16 protein-coding genes are annotated in these 18,718 nt (G+C 44.4%); 2 read left to right on the top strand and 14 right to left on the bottom strand.

Translation table 11 applies throughout. The features are described from left to right. Window positions 1-53 precede the first annotated feature (53 nt). The 14 genes from rpoS to rlmD all read right to left on the bottom strand — a co-directional run bounded on the left by rpoS (window position 54) and on the right by rlmD (window position 14,500). The gene (gene rpoS, locus ACRRSW_RS14665) at window positions 54-908 is read right to left on the bottom strand and encodes an RNA polymerase sigma factor RpoS (RefSeq protein WP_432456168.1); all 855 of its coding nucleotides are present in this window, start codon (window positions 906-908) and stop codon (window positions 54-56) included. A 145-nt stretch (window positions 909-1,053) separates the two neighbouring features. Beyond that, entirely contained in the window at window positions 1,054-1,857 is an 804-nt protein-coding gene (locus ACRRSW_RS14670; protein ID WP_432452487.1) for a peptidoglycan DD-metalloendopeptidase family protein, read from the bottom strand. A 4-nt stretch (window positions 1,858-1,861) separates the two neighbouring features. Further along, complete coding sequence (locus tag ACRRSW_RS14675) at window positions 1,862-2,440, bottom strand: YqaA family protein (RefSeq protein ID WP_432452486.1); 579 nt, start codon at window positions 2,438-2,440, stop codon at window positions 1,862-1,864. Beyond that, on the bottom strand, window positions 2,437-3,078 hold the full coding sequence (locus ACRRSW_RS14680; RefSeq protein WP_432452485.1) for a protein-L-isoaspartate(D-aspartate) O-methyltransferase: 642 nt from the start codon (window positions 3,076-3,078) through the stop codon (window positions 2,437-2,439). Before ACRRSW_RS14680 ends, ACRRSW_RS14675 begins: the two co-directional genes overlap by 4 nt. Continuing rightward, entirely contained in the window at window positions 3,078-3,836 is a 759-nt protein-coding gene (gene surE / locus ACRRSW_RS14685; RefSeq protein WP_432456167.1) for a 5'/3'-nucleotidase SurE, read from the bottom strand. The genes ACRRSW_RS14680 and surE overlap by 1 nt, the downstream gene beginning before the upstream one ends. Then, a complete protein-coding gene (truD, locus tag ACRRSW_RS14690; protein WP_432452484.1) occupies window positions 3,814-4,869 on the bottom strand; it encodes a tRNA pseudouridine(13) synthase TruD in 1,056 nt (351 codons plus the stop codon). Before truD ends, surE begins: the two co-directional genes overlap by 23 nt. Continuing rightward, complete coding sequence (gene ispF, locus ACRRSW_RS14695) at window positions 4,870-5,349, bottom strand: 2-C-methyl-D-erythritol 2,4-cyclodiphosphate synthase (protein WP_432452483.1); 480 nt, start codon at window positions 5,347-5,349, stop codon at window positions 4,870-4,872. It abuts the gene before it with no gap. After that, on the bottom strand, window positions 5,346-6,053 hold the full coding sequence (gene ispD, locus ACRRSW_RS14700; RefSeq protein ID WP_432456166.1) for a 2-C-methyl-D-erythritol 4-phosphate cytidylyltransferase: 708 nt from the start codon (window positions 6,051-6,053) through the stop codon (window positions 5,346-5,348). The genes ispF and ispD overlap by 4 nt, the downstream gene beginning before the upstream one ends. A 26-nt stretch (window positions 6,054-6,079) precedes the next feature. Further along, window positions 6,080-6,364, bottom strand: a complete 285-nt coding sequence (gene ftsB / locus ACRRSW_RS14705; RefSeq protein ID WP_432452482.1) for a cell division protein FtsB — start codon at window positions 6,362-6,364, stop codon at window positions 6,080-6,082. A gap of 449 nt (window positions 6,365-6,813) precedes the next feature. After that, window positions 6,814-8,112 (bottom strand): phosphopyruvate hydratase, encoded by a 1,299-nt coding sequence (gene eno / locus ACRRSW_RS14710; RefSeq protein WP_432452481.1) that lies wholly within the window; start codon window positions 8,110-8,112, stop codon window positions 6,814-6,816. Window positions 8,113-8,177: 65 nt separating this feature from the next. After that, on the bottom strand, window positions 8,178-9,809 hold the full coding sequence (locus ACRRSW_RS14715; RefSeq protein ID WP_432452480.1) for a CTP synthase: 1,632 nt from the start codon (window positions 9,807-9,809) through the stop codon (window positions 8,178-8,180). Window positions 9,810-9,943: 134 nt separating this feature from the next. Next, window positions 9,944-10,765, bottom strand: a complete 822-nt coding sequence (gene mazG / locus ACRRSW_RS14720) for a nucleoside triphosphate pyrophosphohydrolase (RefSeq protein ID WP_432452479.1) — start codon at window positions 10,763-10,765, stop codon at window positions 9,944-9,946. Between the two features lie 154 nt (window positions 10,766-10,919). Then, window positions 10,920-13,139 carry a GTP diphosphokinase gene (gene relA, locus ACRRSW_RS14725; protein ID WP_432452478.1) on the bottom strand — a complete coding sequence of 740 codons (2,220 nt, stop codon included), beginning with the start codon at window positions 13,137-13,139 and terminating at the stop codon, window positions 10,920-10,922. Between the two features lie 50 nt (window positions 13,140-13,189). Further along, a complete protein-coding gene (rlmD, locus tag ACRRSW_RS14730; protein ID WP_432459722.1) occupies window positions 13,190-14,500 on the bottom strand; it encodes a 23S rRNA (uracil(1939)-C(5))-methyltransferase RlmD in 1,311 nt (436 codons plus the stop codon). Between the two features lie 94 nt (window positions 14,501-14,594). Here rlmD and barA point away from each other — a divergent pair, with 94 nt between their 5' ends. Next, a complete protein-coding gene (gene barA / locus ACRRSW_RS14735; RefSeq protein WP_432459723.1) occupies window positions 14,595-17,372 on the top strand; it encodes a two-component sensor histidine kinase BarA in 2,778 nt (925 codons plus the stop codon). A gap of 146 nt (window positions 17,373-17,518) precedes the next feature. Continuing rightward, the gene (locus tag ACRRSW_RS14740) at window positions 17,519-18,712 is read left to right on the top strand and encodes an ISL3 family transposase (RefSeq protein ID WP_432459724.1); all 1,194 of its coding nucleotides are present in this window, start codon (window positions 17,519-17,521) and stop codon (window positions 18,710-18,712) included. Window positions 18,713-18,718: the final 6 nt, after the last annotated feature.

Raw genomic sequence — 18,718 nt, forward strand, 5'->3', positions numbered from 1 at the left:
ACTCAATCAAAAAAGGAAGCCGAAGCTTCCTTTTTTATTCAAACGATAAAATATTAGACTTTAAATAAAGCGTCTATCGACAAATTTTGTAATGACAAAATATCCCGTAAACGACGCAATGCCTCCACCTGAATTTGTCGAACCCGTTCCCGGGTAAGGCCAATTTCGCGTCCTACATCTTCTAAAGTCGATGCTTCATAGCCGAGTAAGCCAAAACGGCGCGCCAATACTTCACGCTGTTTACTATTCAGCTCACCTAACCAGCCAACAATGCTATTTTTCATATCATCGTCTTGGGTTCGATGCTCTGGACCGTGATCATTTTCATCAGAAATGATATCGAGCAAGGCTTTATCGTTATCTCCGCCAATTGGTGTATCCACAGAGCTAATACGTTCGTTCAAACGCAGCATCTTAGTCACATCTTCAACGGGACGGTCGAGAGTCTCGGCAATTTCTTCTGCGGTTGGTTCATGATCTAAACGATGAGCTAACTCACGTGCTGTACGTAAATAAACATTCAGTTCTTTTACCACGTGAATCGGCAAACGAATGGTACGAGTTTGATTCATGATGGCACGTTCAATGGTTTGACGGATCCACCAAGTTGCGTAAGTCGAGAAACGAAACCCGCGTTCCGGATCAAACTTTTCTACCGCTCGAATCAATCCCAGATTACCCTCTTCAATCAAGTCTAATAACGCTAAACCACGGTTATTATAACGGCGAGCAATTTTAACCACTAAACGTAAGTTACTTTCGATCATTCGTTTACGAGCGGCCTCATCACCACGCAGCGCTCGTCGTGCGTATAAAACTTCTTCCTCTGCAGTTAATAGTGGAGAGAAACCAATTTCACCAAGATAGAGCTGAGTCGCATCTAAACTCTTGGAGACATCGGCTTGCATGATGTCATCTTTTTCAGCGGTACGTTCAACCTTAGTATTACCTGTCGTTGAAACACTTTTTAGCTTTACAGCAGTTTTTGCTTGAGTCATAGCATAGCCTCCCTGAACAGACCTGATTGCTAATTATTATTGTGTGCAATCTAGGCTAGAGTGTCGGTAGAAACCTTGTTGGATCGACCGACTTTCCTTTGAAACGGATCTCAAAATGTAATCGCGTATCAGTTGTCCCTGTATCCCCCATATCAGCGATATGTTGTCCTACTACTACTTGCTGTTTTTCCTTCACTCTTAAACGACTGTTATGTGCATAAGCACTTAAGTAATCGTCATCGTGTTTTATAATTATAAGTTTTCCATAACCTCTTAACGCGCTCCCTGCATAAACCACTTTGCCTGACGCTGACGCTACTACTTTCTGACCTTGCTTGCCACCAATATCGAGTCCCTTATTACCATTGGCTTTAGTTGAGAAGCCTTTGATAATTCTACCCTTTGTAGGCCAAACCCAGCCTTTAGCAGCTTTCGTTGGAGCCTTGGTTACACGCTTGGTCGAGTTTTTAGCGTATGCCTTTGTTGACGTTGATTCAAGTTTTTTTGACGATTCATTAACATATTTGACTTGCGCTTGCGCTGTTTTATGCTTGCTTGGTTTAGCCTTACCGGACTTAACTCCGTTAGATTTCAATTTAATAGTTTGACCTACAAAGATTGTATACGGAGCTGAGATATTGTTTCTTTTTGCTAAAACTTTGGGGTCAAGCCCAGCTCGCCATGCAATGGAGTAAAGAGTCTCTCCTTGCTTAACGGTATAGCGAGTAGAATTTAAGACCCCATGATTATCAGCATTGTAAATTCCAGCATCACTCACTGGCGCTGGCGCGCCCTCTCGACTACAGCCAAATAACAGGCTAAGCGAAATGAAGAAAATGAGATACTGCAATGTTTTCATCTAATTAACGTAATAGTAAATAGGCAACCACTGCTAACACAATAACCAACCAACCCAATAATTCAACGTATTTCCGCAGTTGTTCTTCCATTCTCTTGCCGCCCCACTTCATCAGCCCGGCCACCAAATAGAAGCGCATCCCACGGCCAATGAATGAAATAAGTAAGAATGGAACGAAAGCCATATTCAATATACCAGCTGTTAAAGTAAATACTTTATAGGGGATTGGCGTAAAACTAGCGACAAACACCACCAATACTCCCCAATGCTCAAACCAACGAAAAGCAACCTCCATTTTATCTTGGTAACCGACTGACTTCACCAACGGAGCGACCAGTGGTTCATAGAAAAACTGCCCTAAGCCGTAACCCAAAGCGGCTCCGAGTACTGAAAAGATAGTGGCCAATAAGGCAAAGCGCCAAGCCCTGTATGGTTGCGACAATGCCATCGGTGCTAACATCACATCCACCGGGATTGGCCAGAAAACTGATTCGATAAAGCTCATGCTACAAAGATAGCGAACTGCATGTTTATGCTCTGACCACAACATCACTCGGTCATATAAATGACTAAATATCTTCACGCTAATTCACCATTCACAAGAGGGACAAAACGTACTGGCTCTAAACAGCGCTCGCTGTAACCCTGTACCTGTTTTTCGATCAACAATAAAGTTTGCTGTTGCTGTTGCGCGCCAACTGGAATAATCATCCGCCCACCAACATTTAACTGCTCCACCAGTGCTTGTGGCACCTCGGTTGCTGCGGCCGTCACCAGAATCGCATCAAAAGGCCCCTTACTTGCCCACCCCAGCCAGCCATCACCATGCTTTGTCGCTACATTATGTAAATCGAGTAGTTTGAGACGACGCTTAGCTTGAAACTGTAAAGTTTTGATCCGTTCTACCGAATAAACTTGCTCAACCAGAGCCGCTAATACCGCGGTTTGATAGCCCGAGCCGGTCCCGATTTCCAATACTTTTTTCGGCTTTGCTTCTAGCAACAACTCGGTCATTTTCGCCACGATGTAAGGCTGAGATAAAGTTTGCCCTTGACCAATTGGTAAAGCGGTATTGTCCCAAGCTTGATGAGCTAAAGCTTCATCGATAAAATACTGACGAGGGAGTTTGGCGATGGCGCTAAGTACCTCGCGATTACTAATGCCGTGTTGGCGCAGTTGATTCACTAACTTCAAACTATGAGGGCTTTCGCCAAATTGCATTACAGTGCCTCCCAATCCTTGATCCACATATCGAGTGAGTCCAAATATGCGTGTGCCGTCATGTCGATGGTAAGTGGGGTTATCGATACATAGCCTGCCGCAATGGCGGCAAAGTCGGTTCCCTCACCAGCATCCTGCATGGCTCCCGGAGGACCTAACCAATATATATCGTGCCCTCGCGGATCTTGTTGTTTAACCATCATTTCTGCACGGTGACGACTTCCTAAACGAGTTACTTTTATGCCCTTTATTTGACTTAAAGGCAAATCAGGAACATTAACATTTAAAATTTGATTACTGGGTAAACTCTGTTGACGGAGTTGTTTGACCAATTTCAAGCTGATTGCTGCAGCGCTCTCATAGTGCTTTCCTTCGCTACCAACCAATGAGACCGCAATGGCAGGCAAACCTAAATTGCGACCTTCCATGGCTGCCGCGACAGTCCCCGAATACAATACATCATCGCCCAGATTTGCACCTTCATTTATCCCTGATACCACGAGCTCAGGCAACTCATCAACCAGCTCATTGATCGCGAAGTGCACACAATCGGTCGGCGTTCCTTTTACCGAAATAATATTATTTTCCAGCTCAACGATCCGTAAAGGATTTTCTAAGGTCAATGAGTTACTAGCACCACTGCAATTTCGATCTGGGGCAACCATCATCACTGGAGCGATACTTTGTAAGGCCTCTGCTAAACAGTGGATCCCTGGAGCATATACACCATCATCATTACTCACTAATATGGTCATTATCATCGCCCTCGCAATTAACAATTTCTCGAAGAATACTTGTAGCGTAATTCCCCGCCGTTAAAAAAAAGCTCAGAACTAAATCGTTACCTTCAGCATGATAATTAAATTCTTTAGGCCGTAATGCTATAGCGCGACGTTCCATTTTCAAGCCAGCTTCAGCCAAACCCGCCACAATGTCTGGGTAGGCGGCAAGCACCGCACTTTCAAATGCCAAAGCCTTATCTAAAGATACCAGCTCCCCTTTGCCAACCATGGGCGCCGATAACTCTATTTCCCCTTGCTGAAAACGCTCTACGATGCTTGACTCTGCTTGCTCAGCCACAAAATAAGCATTGCTCGTAGCAAACTTCATCACATCGCCATCGAGTATTTGATTAAATAACTGCTGCTCAATGCGTTGGCTAATCGCATGATTAAACACTAAACTGCGCGCCGCTGATAAATACATACTGCGTTTTTCACGGTTTTTAATCCGTTTGCCTGTAAACATCGCCAAAGCATTATCAATATTCCCTGCTCCCCGGCCGAAGCGCTGTGAGCCAAAATAATTTGGAACGCCCATCTTTGAGACTAACTTAGCCCGGGCCATAGCTTGCTCGATGTCGGAAACATCACGCAGACGGATCACAAAGTTATTCCCCGACAAAGCCCCCCGTTTCAGCTTACGATTATGACGAGCAATCGCGATAACTTTCACGCCCGAGCCCAAATCTTCGGCCAACTCAATATTGGATTTTCCAGGCAATTGGATACTAAACCATTGACGGGTAACCGCATGACGGTCCTTTAAACCCGCGTAGCTCACGTCTTTAGGGCTTACTTGGCAAGCTTCCGCGAGCATCTTGGCAACCCAAGCGGTGTTCTCTCCTGTTTTTTCGATTTGAACCAACATGTGCTCGCCATCACCGCTAAATTCAAACGGCAGCACCTCATCAACCCGAAAATCGACGGCTTGTTGCTTTAACAAACCAGTGCCAGTAGGTTGGCCATGCAGAAAATTAAACTCAGAGATAACTTGTGAATAATTGCTCACTTAACAAGCCTCCAATAACACAACTGCATGACTAGAAATCCCTTCTTTTCGCCCTTCAAAACCGAGCTTTTCAGTAGTGGTGGCTTTTACATTCACGCGGTCAATATCCACATTTAGATCCTCGGCAATGTTTTGACGCATCATTTCAATGTGAGGCGCCATCTTAGGCGCTTGTGCAACAATTGTTAGGTCAAGATTACCGAGTTTATAAGCGCGCTGGCTCACCTCCGCCATCACTTGACGCAGTAAAATACGCGAGTCAATCCCTGCATAAGCGGGGTCATTATCGGGGAAATGATGGCCAATATCACCTAAGGCTAAAGCACCCAGTAATGCGTCGCAGAGAGCATGCAAAGCAACATCACCATCAGAGTGGGCGACAAAACCCTGTGGATAAGGAATGGCAACACCTGCAACCATCAATGGTCCTGGTCCACCAAATTTATGTACATCAAAGCCGTGCCCAATGCGGATGCTCACGCGGTTTCCTCTTTATTAAGTTGTTGACTGACATACCACTCGGCTAACGCTAAATCTTCAGGGCAAGTCACTTTTATATTATCGCTTCGACCAACCACAATGCTCACCGACTGACCCGCCCATTCCATGGCCGAAGCTTCATCAGTAATCTGAACCCCAGCTTTTAAGGCTTGAGAGAGACATTGTTTTAATGGCGCGACTTGAAACATTTGTGGCGTTAATGCATGCCAAAGCTGCTCCCTGGAAACGGTATGCTCAACTTTACCTGAAGCGGCGCGTTTCATGGTATCGCGTACTGGAGTGGCTAAAATAGCGCCATCGGCGTGTAACTCTACATGGCGAATTAACTTGCTAATATCTTGATGAGTAATACATGGCCGAGCGGCATCGTGTACCAAAACCCAAGCATTCTCATCGATAGCCCCCAGCCCAGCCAATACCGAATCGGCTCTTTCTTCTCCACCAAACACCGTTAAAACCTTATCAGAAGCGGCTATAGCTAAGTGCTTAAACCATTGGTCCTCGGGGTGCAACACCACGACCACCCGCGCAATATCGGGGTGAGAAAGGAAAACACCAAGTGTGGTTTCTAAGATTGTTTGCTGACCAATCTTTAAGTATTGCTTGGGAATATCCGCCTGCATTCGCGAACCAATTCCCGCGGCAGGAAGCAATGCAATATATTGCTTCGATATAAAGTTCATCAATAGTAACTACTCAATGGCTGCGATTAGTTCCGTTCGGGGGAAGGAATGATTCGATAAAAGGTTTCACCTTGTTTTATCAGACCGAGTTCGTTTCGAGCGTGTTCCTCAACGGCATCTAAACCATTACGCAAATCCGCAATCTCCGCCTGCAATACAACGTTACGTTGGCTCAACTCCTGATTAGCGAGTAGCTGTTTCGAAACTTGTTCTCGCAAGCCGAAATAATCGTTAAGCGAATTTTTCCCAAACCATAGTTGGTACTGTAATAACATAACGAGCAGTATGAGCAGAATTTTAAACGAACGCATGATTCCTCCGTGAGCTAGATAATCCCATAAAGCCGATTGTTACTCCACTCTTAGTGCGTTGATTTAGCCAATTCAATGGCAAAAAAATCCCTAGTCGTAATTGCGACTAGGGATCCATGGAGGTTCGAGTCAACATTCATATAAAAAAATCCCCGCCTAAGCGAGGATTTTATAATCAAAGTAGCATATTAAGCTTAACCGAAGTTAAGCCTTAATATTACTGACCTTTAACTTCTTTAAGACCATTGTAAGGCGCTTTTGAACCTAGTGCTTCTTCGATTCGTAGCAATTGCTTGCCCGTAGTTAACAAAGAGTAGCAACACGCTCAGAACGGCTCGCCGCTCTTCCACTTTAGCCTCGCCATCAACATTCATTAAAAAAATCCCCGCCTAAGCGAGGATTTTATAATCAAAGTAGCATATTAAGCTTAACCGAGTTAAGCCTTAATATTACTGACCTTTAACTTCTTTAAGACCATTGTAAGGTGCTTTTGAACCTAGTGCTTCTTCGATTCGTAGCAATTGGTTGTATTTAGCAACCCGATCAGAACGGCTCAATGAACCTGTTTTGATTTGGCCAGCAGCAGTACCAACCGCTAGATCAGCGATAGTTGCATCTTCAGTTTCGCCTGAACGGTGAGAGATAACGGCAGTGAAACCAGCATCTTTCGCCATTTTAATAGCAGCCAAAGTTTCGCTTAAAGAACCGATTTGGTTGAATTTAATCAGGATAGAGTTAGCAATACCATTGTCGATACCACGCTTAAGGATCTTAGTGTTAGTTACGAACAAATCGTCACCAACCAATTGGATTTTGTCGCCCAAAAGTTTAGTTTGGTGTGCAAAACCATCCCAATCAGACTCGTCAAGACCGTCTTCAATCGATACGATTGGGTACTGTTCAGTCAAATCTTTAAGGAAGAAGTTGAACTCTTCAGAAGTGAATTTTTTACCTTCGCCTTTAAGGTCGTAGATATTAGCTTCTTTGTCGTAGAACTCAGATGCAGCACAATCCATCGCTAGAGTGATGTCTTTACCTAGTTCGTAACCTGCATTTGCAACCGCAACTTTAATTGCTGCAAGTGCCGCTTCGTTTGAAGCCAAGTTAGGCGCAAAACCACCTTCATCACCAACTGCAGTTGAGTGACCATCAGCTTTAAGTACTTTAGCAAGGCTATGGAATACTTCAGCGCCCATACGTAGGCCTTCACGGAAGTTTGCAGCACCAACGGGTTGAATCATAAATTCTTGGATGTCTACGCTGTTATCTGCATGCTCACCACCATTGATGATGTTCATCATTGGAAGAGGCATAGAGTAAACACCAGGAGTACCATTTAAGTCAGCGATGTGAGCGTATAGTGGTACTTTTTTAGAAGCTGCCGCAGCTTTAGCAGCCGCTAAAGAAACCGCTAGAATAGCGTTTGCGCCAAACTTAGCTTTGTTTTCGGTACCATCAAGATCGATCATGATTTGGTCAAGCTCAGCTTGAGCCAAAGCATCTTTACCAACTAATGCTTCAGCAATTGGGCCGTTTACAGCAGCAACAGCTTTTAATACACCTTTGCCTAAGTAACGAGCTTTATCGCCATCACGCAATTCTAGGGCTTCACGAGAACCAGTTGAAGCACCAGAAGGCGCAGCAGCCATACCGAAAGAACCATCAGCTAGATGAACTTCAGCTTCTACAGTAGGGTTACCGCGTGAATCCATGATTTCGCGACCAAGTACTTTTACGATATTAGACATTACTAATTTCCTCTATAAGTTAATAAACTACAAACTTTCTAAAAATCTCTACTCGCTAGTAGATACTAGCGAGCTTTATTAAATTCGCCAGCGGCTTTCACAAACCCGGCAAATAATGGGTGTCCATCACGCGGGGTAGATGTAAATTCAGGGTGAAACTGTGAAGCAACAAACCAAGGATGAGCAGGGTTTTCGATGATTTCCACTAGTTTCTTGTCTGCCGACAAGCCGGTCACTTTTAGACCTTTTTTGGTGATCTTTGGCAACAAAGTATTATTCACCTCATAACGATGGCGATGACGTTCATAAATTTCTAAACTACCGTACAACTCTGCAACTTTAGAGCCCTTAGTTAAATGGCAAAGCTGAGAGCCAAGGCGCATTGTGCCACCTAAATCTGAATCAATATTCCGCGTTTCTCGTTTGCCATCTTCGTCGATCCACTCGGTAATAAGCCCAACCACGGGTGCCGATGATTCCGCATTAAACTCGGTAGAATGGGCATCTGTCAAGCCAACCACATTCCGCGCGTATTCAATTAAAGCGACTTGCATCCCCAAACAAATACCAAGGTAAGGTACGTTGTTTTCACGAGCATATTGCGCAGCTAAAATCTTACCTTCTACACCACGCTCACCAAAGCCACCAGGCACTAAAATAGCATCCAAGTCTTTAAGGACCTCAGGTCCTTTTACTTCTAGATCTTGAGAGTCGACATATTGAATCTTCACACTCAAGCGATTCTTAAGGCCGGCATGTTTCAAGGCCTCATTCACCGACTTATAGGCATCAGGTAATTCAACATATTTGCCAATCATGCCAATCACAATCTCATTCGTTGGATTCGCTTCTTCGTAAATGACTTGTTCCCATTCACTTAAGTCGGCTTCAGGACATTCAATACCAAAGCGATTGGTGACCAATGCATCTAAGCCCTGAGACTTCAGCAAAGCGGGAATTTTGTAAATACTGTCGACATCTTTCAGCGAGATAACTGCGCGATCGGGTACATTAGTGAACAAAGCGATTTTGGCGCGTTCATTAGCTGGAATCGCTCGGTCACTCCGGCAAATCAAAATATCGGGTTGAATACCGATAGAACGGAGTTCTTTCACTGAGTGTTGAGTCGGCTTCGTTTTTACTTCACCAGCCGCCCCCAAATAAGGCACTAAGGTCAAATGCATATACATCGCGCGTTCACGACCAATTTCAGTGCCTAACTGACGAATTGCTTCTAAAAACGGTTGTGACTCAATATCGCCCACCGTTCCACCAATTTCCACAATAGCAACATCAACACCTTCACCGCCCGCGACAATCCGTTCTTTAATCGCATTGGTAATATGTGGAATGACTTGGATGGTAGCACCTAGATAGTCGCCACGACGCTCTTTACGCAGCACGTCTTCATAGACGCGTCCCGTCGTGAAATTATTACGCTTAGTCATCTTGGTACGAATAAAGCGCTCATAATGACCTAAATCTAGATCGGTTTCGGCACCGTCTTCAGTCACAAATACTTCGCCGTGCTGGATCGGACTCATAGTACCGGGATCTACATTGATGTATGGGTCAAGCTTCATAATGGTCACTTTAAGACCACGAGCTTCTAAAATGGCAGCCAGCGATGCAGCGGCAATACCTTTACCCAAAGAGGACACTACGCCTCCGGTGACGAAAATGTATTTTGTTGTCATGTCGAACCTGAGAAGTTGGATGTGTTAAGGGCGTATCTGCGATACTTGGACGGGGGCATAGTATAGCAAAGCCTCTTTAACACCACAATCGATGTCACTCTATCAAGACTAAGTTTTAGTGTATTTGTTGTAAATCAATTTTTGTAATTTTCTTTCACTTTATCCCACAAGGCATCCATCTCTTGCAGGCTCATGCTGTCAAGTTGCCGCCCTTGGTTTCTTGCCAAAGCCTCTACACCACGAAATCTTCGACTAAATTTATGATTCGCTTGGCGTAACAGCGCTTCAGCATCAAAATCGCAAACCCGTGCCAAATTTACGCAAGAAAACAACAAATCGCCAATTTCTTCGGCAACATCCTGCCGCTGTTTTTCGTCGATAGCCTGTTCGACCTCCGCCAATTCTTCTTTAACCTTGTCGATCACCGGAGCGACGCTGGGCCAGTCAAACCCCACATGAGCACAGCGTTTTTGTAACTTTTGTGCTCGGCTCAAAGCTGGCAATGCTTGCGGCACATCATCTAACACGCTTGGTGCGTGATGATGAGACTTATTTGCCCGCTCTCGCACTTTCTCGGCTTCCCAGTTAACTTTTAGCTGGGCATCATCCAATTGGATTTTTTGTTGCTGATTAAAAACATGTGGATGACGGCGGATCAATTTTTCACAGATCCCATCAACCACTGCTGCAAAGTCAAAGTCTCCTTGCTCTTGAGCAAACTGAGCGTAGTACACCACCTGAAACAGTAAATCACCAAGCTCTAACTTTACTTCAGCAAAATCACCAGAATCCAGCGCTTGGTGAATTGCTTCTACCACCTCGTAAGTCTCTTCTACAGTATGTGGCAAGATAGATTGCCAATCTTGTTTAAGATCCCAAGGACAACCACACTCGGGGTCACGTAATTTCGCCATAATGGCGAGTAAGGTATCAATACGATAAGGACGTTGCAGCATAGAGTTCAAAATTTCCTAAGGATTATTAGCCTTTCATTTTAAATTTTCGATAGCTTCAGATAACGCTGGCGATTCATCACTCTAGCACTTACATAAAGTTCTGGTTAATGAGGCTATTTTCAACATCCTACGATGCGAAAATAGCCCTCGATGATTAGCGTAAACGCCGCGCTTCAATAATATGATTAAGTTGATTTATTTTGGACAATACCCGAGACAGAGTATCGAGATTATAAATTTCAATTTCCATATCGATGGTTGCCGTCTGACTCTTGACGTCAGAGTGACTCTGCATCCCCATAACATTCACCTTATCATTCGCCAACACGGTGGTAATATCCCGCAGCAACCCACTACGATCGTTCGCCACAATGCGAATTGTAAGGTTATAACCTCCCGAGTAATTTTCGCCCCATACCGCGTCAATCACACGTTCTGGTGTGCGACTATGCAATTCAGCAAGTTGTTCACAATCAACATTATGAATTGAAATTCCACGCCCCTGGGTAATAAAGCCTTTAATTGAGTCACCGGGTATCGGTTGACAGCAACGAGCAATATGAGTCATAAGATTGCCAACGCCATCCACCACGATGGAGTCTTTTGCCCGCTTCTTCTTCTGTCCATGGTGCTCGGCTTTCTTCGTGATAGTTTCCAGCGCTTGACGATCGAGTTCTTCCGCAGAAGGCTTATATAGCGTCGCTTGCAAATAATGAATCAATTGATTCAGTCGCACATCACCTGCACCAATAGCGGCTAATAAATCTTCTACAGTTTTCACATTGAAACGCTCAAGACAATGGTCGATATCACTCATTTTAAAACCGTAGCGATTGAGCTCTGCCTCAAGTAAATCTTTACCCGCCAAGAGGTTTTTATCTTTATCTTGCTTCTTAAACCAAGTGGCAATTTTATTACGCGCCCGAGAAGACTTTACAAAGCCTAGATTAGGATTGAGCCAATCACGGCTAGGGCTCGATTCCTTTTGGGTAATAATCTCAACTTGTTCACCTGTATGTAATTGATAGGTAAAAGGCACAATCCGCCCACCAATCTTAGCGCCAATACAACGATGACCGACTTGGCTATGCACGTAATAGGCAAAATCAAGCGGTGTTGAGCCAGCGGGCAAATCAATCACTTCACCACTAGGGGTAAAGACATAAACGCGGTCATCAAATACTTGTGAACGTAACTCTTCAAGCATCGCACCATTTTCAGCGATATCATCCTGCCAAGCCAGTAACTTACGTAACCAGGCAATCTTATCTTCGAAGTCGCTGCGCCCACCAGTTCCGCCTTCTTTATATTTCCAATGCGCCGCAACCCCGAGTTCAGAATCTTCATGCATCTGCCGAGTACGGATCTGTACTTCGATAGATTTACCTTCTGGACCAATGACCACCGTATGGATAGATTGATAACCATTCGGTTTAGGGTTGGCCACATAATCATCAAATTCGCTAGGAATATGATGCCAAGAAGTATGTACGATGCCTAAGATGGCATAACAATCTTGTAGCTTCTCAGCCACGATACGAATCGCCCGTACATCAAACAATTTGTCGAAAGACAAATCTTTCTTTTGCATCTTTCGCCAAATACTATAGATGTGTTTGGGTCGACCATACACCTCGGCATTAATACTGGAAGCTACGATATCCTGCTGTAATTTGGCAACAAAGTCTTCGATATATTGTGTGCGCGCAATCCGCTTTTCATCCAATTGTTTCGCGATTTGTTTATAGGTATCGGGATGCAGATAACGGAAGGTAAAGTCTTCAAGCTCCCATTTGAGTTGACCGATCCCTAAGCGATTTGCTAACGGAGCGTAAATATCTTTGCTTTCTTTTGCGGCCAATACACGAACTTCTTCCGATTCATTTTTAACTTCGCGTAAAAAACAGATCCGCTCTGCCAATTTAATCACGATGGCTCGCACATCGCCTACCATCGCGAGCAGCATTCGTCTCACGTTATCGATTTGTGTCGAAGATAAATTTTTATTTTGCCCGGTATGTAATACCTTCATCGCATCCATTTGGGCAGCATCAAATTGCAACTTAATCACTTCTTCAGAAAAATACTGCGGCAGTTGCTCTTTGCTTAATAGGCCGCTATCCACGAAAGGAAATAACAAAGCAGCTTCCAAGGTCGGTAAATCCATGTTGAGTGTTACAAGGATCTCAACCATCTCCTTGCCCTTCGTCAGACAGATATGGATCTGCTCTTTTTCGGCATCTAAAGCGCGATAAAAATTAGTGGAGCCAAATAAATGCTGCTGGTCTTCAAGCGCAATGCCAAGGCTTTCTACCCATTGATTTTCATCAAACAACAACTGTTGATTAAGATGCGTTTCTCTCACCGAGACCATAACACTACTGTTCCTTATTTTGGTCGCTGACCACTTTTATCTTGTTAAAGTTAACGTTCAAACAGAGCCATTGTCTCGATATGCTCTGTCTGAGGGAACATATCAACAACCGCGAGCTTAACCATTTTATAGCCAGCTTCTTTTAGCACCTTGGCATCTCTGGCCAAGGTTGCAGGATTACATGACACATATACTACGGTGCTTAGGCCAAGCTTGGCAACCTGAGTTATGGCCTGTTTTGCTCCCGCGCGGGCCGGATCAAGAAGTACTTTGGTGACTGCTCTCGATTGCCAAAACTTGGCTGTCTCGGGCTGTTCCAAATCCCCACAGTAGGCACTGATATTCATTAAGCCATTACGCTTGGCGTTATCCATCACCCGCTGACTCATCGCAGGAACGCCCTCGATAGCAATCACTTGTTTCGCTCGTTGCGCCAAAGGCAAACTAAAATTCCCGATACCAGAGTATAGGTCGAGCACTACATCTTGTGGTTTAAGCTTTAGCCAAGCCAAGGCTTTATTAATCATCAGCTGATTGATAGTGACGTTCACCTGAATAAAATCACCGGGGTGAAAGGCTAAATCAAGCTGCTGGTCATGCAAAGTATAATAAGCTTGCTCGCCAGTGAGCCAAGTATGCTGCTCGGCTTCGGTAAGCAGCATCGCAAAATTAAAACGCTCAGCGATTGCCAGTAATTGAGTTTGCCACTTTGCAGCTAAAGGCTTCGTTAAGCGCACCCGACAAACCACCTTGGGTTCGCAATCAATCAACTCAACATGACCCAAGCCGACATTTTTGGGCCAGCCTTTAAGTAAAGCCTGTAAAGGCTCGAGTAAAACCGACAAGTTCTTACTCAATACCAAACAATCACTAATGGTCACCAATTGTTGACTGCCTTTTTGTCTAAAACCAAGCTGCCAACCAAGAGACTTATCATACCAAGTGCTCAGCCGAGTTACTCTGCGATAATGCCAATCATCGCCACTCAATAGTTCCAGCGCTGTCATCTCTGGGTAGCCCGACAATCGCGAAATCAACTGCGCCACCGCTCTTTGTTTATACTGCCGCTGTGTGGCCGCGTCCAAATGTTGGACACTACAACCACCGCATTGTTGATAAAACTGACAAATTGGCGAGATACGCTGTGCGCTGTCCTTGAGTCGTTTGATTAGCTTTGCTGGCCCAGACTTATGGCTCGGAAAAATATTGACTCGCTCACCGGGCAACGTATTGGGCACAAAGTAAGTTTGCCGCCCCGCTCTTACAATGCCGTGTAAGTGATGATCTAATTGCTCGACTTGACAATCATCGATCCTCTTGAGAGAGGTGGTCTTGGGTTTTGCTTTAAAAAATTGCGCCATAGAAGAGACTTATTTTACCAGTGAATACAAAAAGAGATGGGCTTATGTCATCATAGCCGATTGGAACCATGTCATTTTCCCATAAGAAACGTTTATGACCAAGTATGGCTTACGTGCCCGCGTATATATTCTTACCATTATCCCCACACTTATTGTGGGAATTTTGCTTGCTAGCTACTTTACGTTTAATCGTAATCAGCAATTAGATAGCTTCGTGATTGAACAGGGAGTTAACGTTATTGAGCCCTTAGCTATCGCCAGCGAAGTGGGCTTAAGTCGTTATAATCGAGAGCGAGTAAAATCACTAATCAGCGTCACCCACCGAAAAATGTCGCCTTTAATTAAAAGCATCGCCGTTTACGATAAACATAACCAATTATTTGTTACCAGTAATTACCATCGTAATATTCGATTGTTGCAAAGCGATCCCGAACTGCCCTTGCCACAATCTACCCAAGTCGAAATTTATCCGGATAAAATCATCCTCCGGGCCCCAATTTGGGCCGAAGCTGAAGGCAGCTTCGCCGCCTTTGCCGATGGGAAACCCGAATTACTCGGTTATATCTCGATGCAATACAATAAAGACCGAGCATTATTGTTACAGTTTCGCGACACCACCGTCGCACTTTTCATCGTTCTGTTTGGCGTATTGATCAGTGTTTTATTTGCGTTCCAATTAAGTAAGCAAGTCACCCAGCCCATCACCAACATGGTGAATATTGTTGACCGGATCCGCCAAGGCCGTTTAGATGCGCGGGTTGAAGGAAGTTACACTGGTGAACTAGGTTTGCTCAAACACGGCATTAATTCGATGGCAAAATCACTTGCCGAATACCACGAGGAGATGCATCAAAGTATTGATCAAGCCACTAGCGATTTACGAGAAACCTTAGAACAAATTGAAATTCAAAATATTGAACTCGATATCGCGAAGAAAGAAGCGCAACAAGCCGCTAAAGCCAAATCGGAATTCCTCGCCAATATGAGTCATGAGCTACGAACCCCGTTAAACGGAGTGATCGGTTTTGCCCGACAGTTGCTGAAAACATCTTTAAATCATAACCAAGCTGATTATCTACTCACCATTGAGAAATCAGCGAATAACCTATTGGCAATCATTAACGATATCCTTGATTTTTCTAAGCTTGAGGCTGGCAAATTAAAACTTGACCGTACCGAGTTTAATTTACACGATACGCTAAACGAAGTTTTAACATTGTTAGGGCCAAGCGCCCAAGACAAAAAGTTAGAACTAAATTTACTGATCGAGCCTAACGTCCCCGACGGCCTGCGTGGTGACCCATTACGTTTACAGCAGGTATTTACCAACTTACTGGGTAATGCCATTAAATTTACCCATAAAGGACAAATTACCGTTAGTGTTGGTTTGGCGAAACAACAAGGCCAGCAAGTGGTATTGCACGCCAGCGTTCGAGATAGTGGTATTGGGATCTCTAAGGAACAACAGTCACAATTATTCCAAGCCTTTAAACAAGCCGATACTAGTATTAACCGCGAATATGGCGGTACAGGTCTAGGTCTGGTGATTACTCAAAAACTAGTCCAACAAATGGGGGGCGATATCCGACTCAGCTCTGAACCAGAGCAAGGCTCGGAGTTCACCTTTAATATCCACCTAGAATTAACCGACATGGTATTAGGGGCACCGCTGCCGATGCAGGCTTTAGGGCAGCTATCGGTATTGCTTTATGAACCTCATCCGGTGAGCCAAGAAGTGATTCAAAGCTTGAGTCAACAATGGCAACTGTCATTCAATAAAGCCACCGACCAACCACAATGGCAGCAAGCCCTGCAACAACACTATGCCAGTATCTTGATTGGTCATAGTGATTGGCAAGACTTAAAACCACTTCTGAGCAAAATCAAGCAAGCTAAACAGCACTGCGACCAAGTCATTGTATTGATAAATAGCAGCGACCCCGATATTCATCAACGCATTACAGATGCAGGAGCCAAGCACTGTATCAGTAAGCCTGTGAACCACCGTAAATTAGCGCAGGCCCTAGTCGATCAACATACCGATCACCCGCCAATACTGGCCCCCATGCCTTCGCTATCACGCGCCAAGTTGATACTAAGAGTATTAGCTGTAGACGATAACGCCGCCAACTTAAAACTCATTTCCGCAATGCTGCATGAACTCGTGACAGAGGTGGATACCTGCAGCAATGGCCTTGAAGCAATTACCCGTACCGAAACCCAGGCTTATGACTTGATCTTAATGGATATTCAGATGCCGATCCTCGATGGAATTAGCGCTACCCAAAAAATCCGTCAACAGAGTAAAAATCAAGAAACGCCAATTATTGCAGTTTCAGCCCACGCCTTAAATGGAGAAAAGGCCCAATTACTGCGTCAAGGGATTGATGATTATCTGGCAAAGCCAATCGACGAATCGTCTTTAGAGCAAGTGATTCACCGTTGGCAACCCAACGCCAGAGTCATCACAGATAGACCCTTGGAATCCTCTAAACAGCTGAGCTCTACTGTTGAATTCGAACATGCGAGCCTTTCCTGGAAACTCGCCATGCAGCGATCGAATAATAATCAAGCTTTAGCCATCGATATGCTGAATATGTTGCAGCAAAGCTTTCCCGAAATGCAGAGTAACATCGAGCTAATTTTGGCACAGCAGATCAGTTGCAGTGAATTTATTGCGGTCATCCACCGCTTTCGCGGAGGATGTGCTTACAGTGGTTGTTTGCGGCTTGAAAACCTGAGTGCGACTATCGAAGAAAACTTACGCCAGCATAATGATGTTAAGCAAGTGGAACCTGAATTACTCGAATTAAATGATGAGATAGAGAAAGTCCAACAAGCTGCCGAACAACTGATGGCGGCATTCGCTTAAATCGATATTCAATATATAAAAAGCCGCAACTTACAAGATGCGGCTTTTTTATGGTTCTTTGCAGATTAGCGGGAACTGAAAACAAAAACGGTAGTTAGTGGTAAGGTTACATCGCCAAACACAACCTTTCACAAACTACCGTTTTCATGCCGAATAATACTTTTCTATCGTCATTCTGGGAAGGCTTTCAGATCGTAAAGTCTTATAAAAATGACTCATTAATCTCTATCACCTTAATTCCTAATACCGCTGCATACTGTTCTTGTGGTCAAGTTTCTGACTCTATTCATGACACTCAGTGGCGAACGCTTAAGGATGCGATGATGCTAGGTACACCCGTTGAGTTACTCGTTCAGACTCGGCGCATCAAGTGTTCAAATTGTGGTATCAAGACTGAGTCTATTTCTTGGGTTAAGCCATATTCTCGCCTCACTAATCGGCTGATTGATTACATTGATAATCTATTACCATTGCTACCCATCAAACACATTTCAGAGCTTACTGGAGTGCACTGGCACACCATCAAAGAAATAGATAAGCAACGTCTCAAGCGTGTCGTACCTGAGGTTCCTTGGGGGCGTTTGCGTCAACTGGTCATGGATGAGTTTGCCATATTCAAGGGCCATTGTTACGCCACTGTTATCGCAGATGCACAAACACATCAAGTACTTTGGATTGGTCTAGGTAGAAGTCGCAAAGACATACGTCCCTTCTTTGAGATGCTTGGAGAACATGCTCAAAATATCGAAGTTGTGGCAATGGATATGAACACCGCTTTTGACCTTGAGGTTCAAGCTCATTGTCCAAATGCTCGTATTGTCTATGACCTCTTTCATGTCGTTGCTAAGTTTGGTCGAGAGGTTATGGATAGAGTTCGTGTAGATCAAGCCAACCAACTAAAAGATGACAAAAGTGCACGGCGTTGGGTCAAGCGCTCACGCTGGGTACTACTGAAAAATAGAGAGAATTTAAATACCAAGCAACAAAGCTATCTGGATGAAATACTCGCGGTTAACCGTGACTTAATGGTGACCCATTTACTTGGTGCTCAGCTCAAGGAACTCTGGTACTGCGACTCGGAAAAACAAGCCAAAGACCTTTGGGGAATATGGTGGCAACAAGTCCATGAAAGCGGAGTAAAGCCACTCATAAACTTTGCTAGAAAGCTGAAACCGTACCTTCATGGGATAGTGTCTTCGGCTTTATATCACTTAAATACATGCACCCTGGAAGGGATTAATAATAAGATCAAGCTAATCAAAAGAATGGGCTATGGGTATCGAGATACGGATTACTTCTTTATGAAGATAAAAGCGGCCTTCCCCGGAAAGCCGCGATGAACCTTT

It is taken from the genome of Agarivorans sp. QJM3NY_25 (assembly GCF_050870875.2).
Classification (GTDB): Bacteria; Pseudomonadota; Gammaproteobacteria; order Enterobacterales; family Celerinatantimonadaceae; genus Agarivorans.

What these genes read in the sequence shown, in the direction of transcription:
- rpoS (WP_432456168.1), bottom strand. Translation starts at nt 908, where the DNA reads ATGCAAGCCGATGTCTCCAAGAGTTTAGATGCGACTCAGCTCTATCTT.
- ACRRSW_RS14670 (WP_432452487.1), bottom strand. Translation starts at nt 1,857, where the DNA reads ATGAAAACATTGCAGTATCTCATTTTCTTCATTTCGCTTAGCCTGTTA.
- ACRRSW_RS14680 (WP_432452485.1), bottom strand. Translation starts at nt 3,078, where the DNA reads ATGCAATTTGGCGAAAGCCCTCATAGTTTGAAGTTAGTGAATCAACTG.
- ispD (WP_432456166.1), bottom strand. Translation starts at nt 6,053, where the DNA reads ATGAACTTTATATCGAAGCAATATATTGCATTGCTTCCTGCCGCGGGA.
- ftsB (WP_432452482.1), bottom strand. Translation starts at nt 6,364, where the DNA reads ATGCGTTCGTTTAAAATTCTGCTCATACTGCTCGTTATGTTATTACAG.
- eno (WP_432452481.1), bottom strand. Translation starts at nt 8,112, where the DNA reads ATGTCTAATATCGTAAAAGTACTTGGTCGCGAAATCATGGATTCACGC.
- ACRRSW_RS14715 (WP_432452480.1), bottom strand. Translation starts at nt 9,809, where the DNA reads ATGACAACAAAATACATTTTCGTCACCGGAGGCGTAGTGTCCTCTTTG.
- mazG (WP_432452479.1), bottom strand. Translation starts at nt 10,765, where the DNA reads ATGCTGCAACGTCCTTATCGTATTGATACCTTACTCGCCATTATGGCG.
- relA (WP_432452478.1), bottom strand. Translation starts at nt 13,139, where the DNA reads ATGGTCTCGGTGAGAGAAACGCATCTTAATCAACAGTTGTTGTTTGAT.
- rlmD (WP_432459722.1), bottom strand. Translation starts at nt 14,500, where the DNA reads ATGGCGCAATTTTTTAAAGCAAAACCCAAGACCACCTCTCTCAAGAGG.
- barA (WP_432459723.1), top strand. Translation starts at nt 14,595, where the DNA reads ATGACCAAGTATGGCTTACGTGCCCGCGTATATATTCTTACCATTATC.
- ACRRSW_RS14740 (WP_432459724.1), top strand. Translation starts at nt 17,519, where the DNA reads ATGCCGAATAATACTTTTCTATCGTCATTCTGGGAAGGCTTTCAGATC.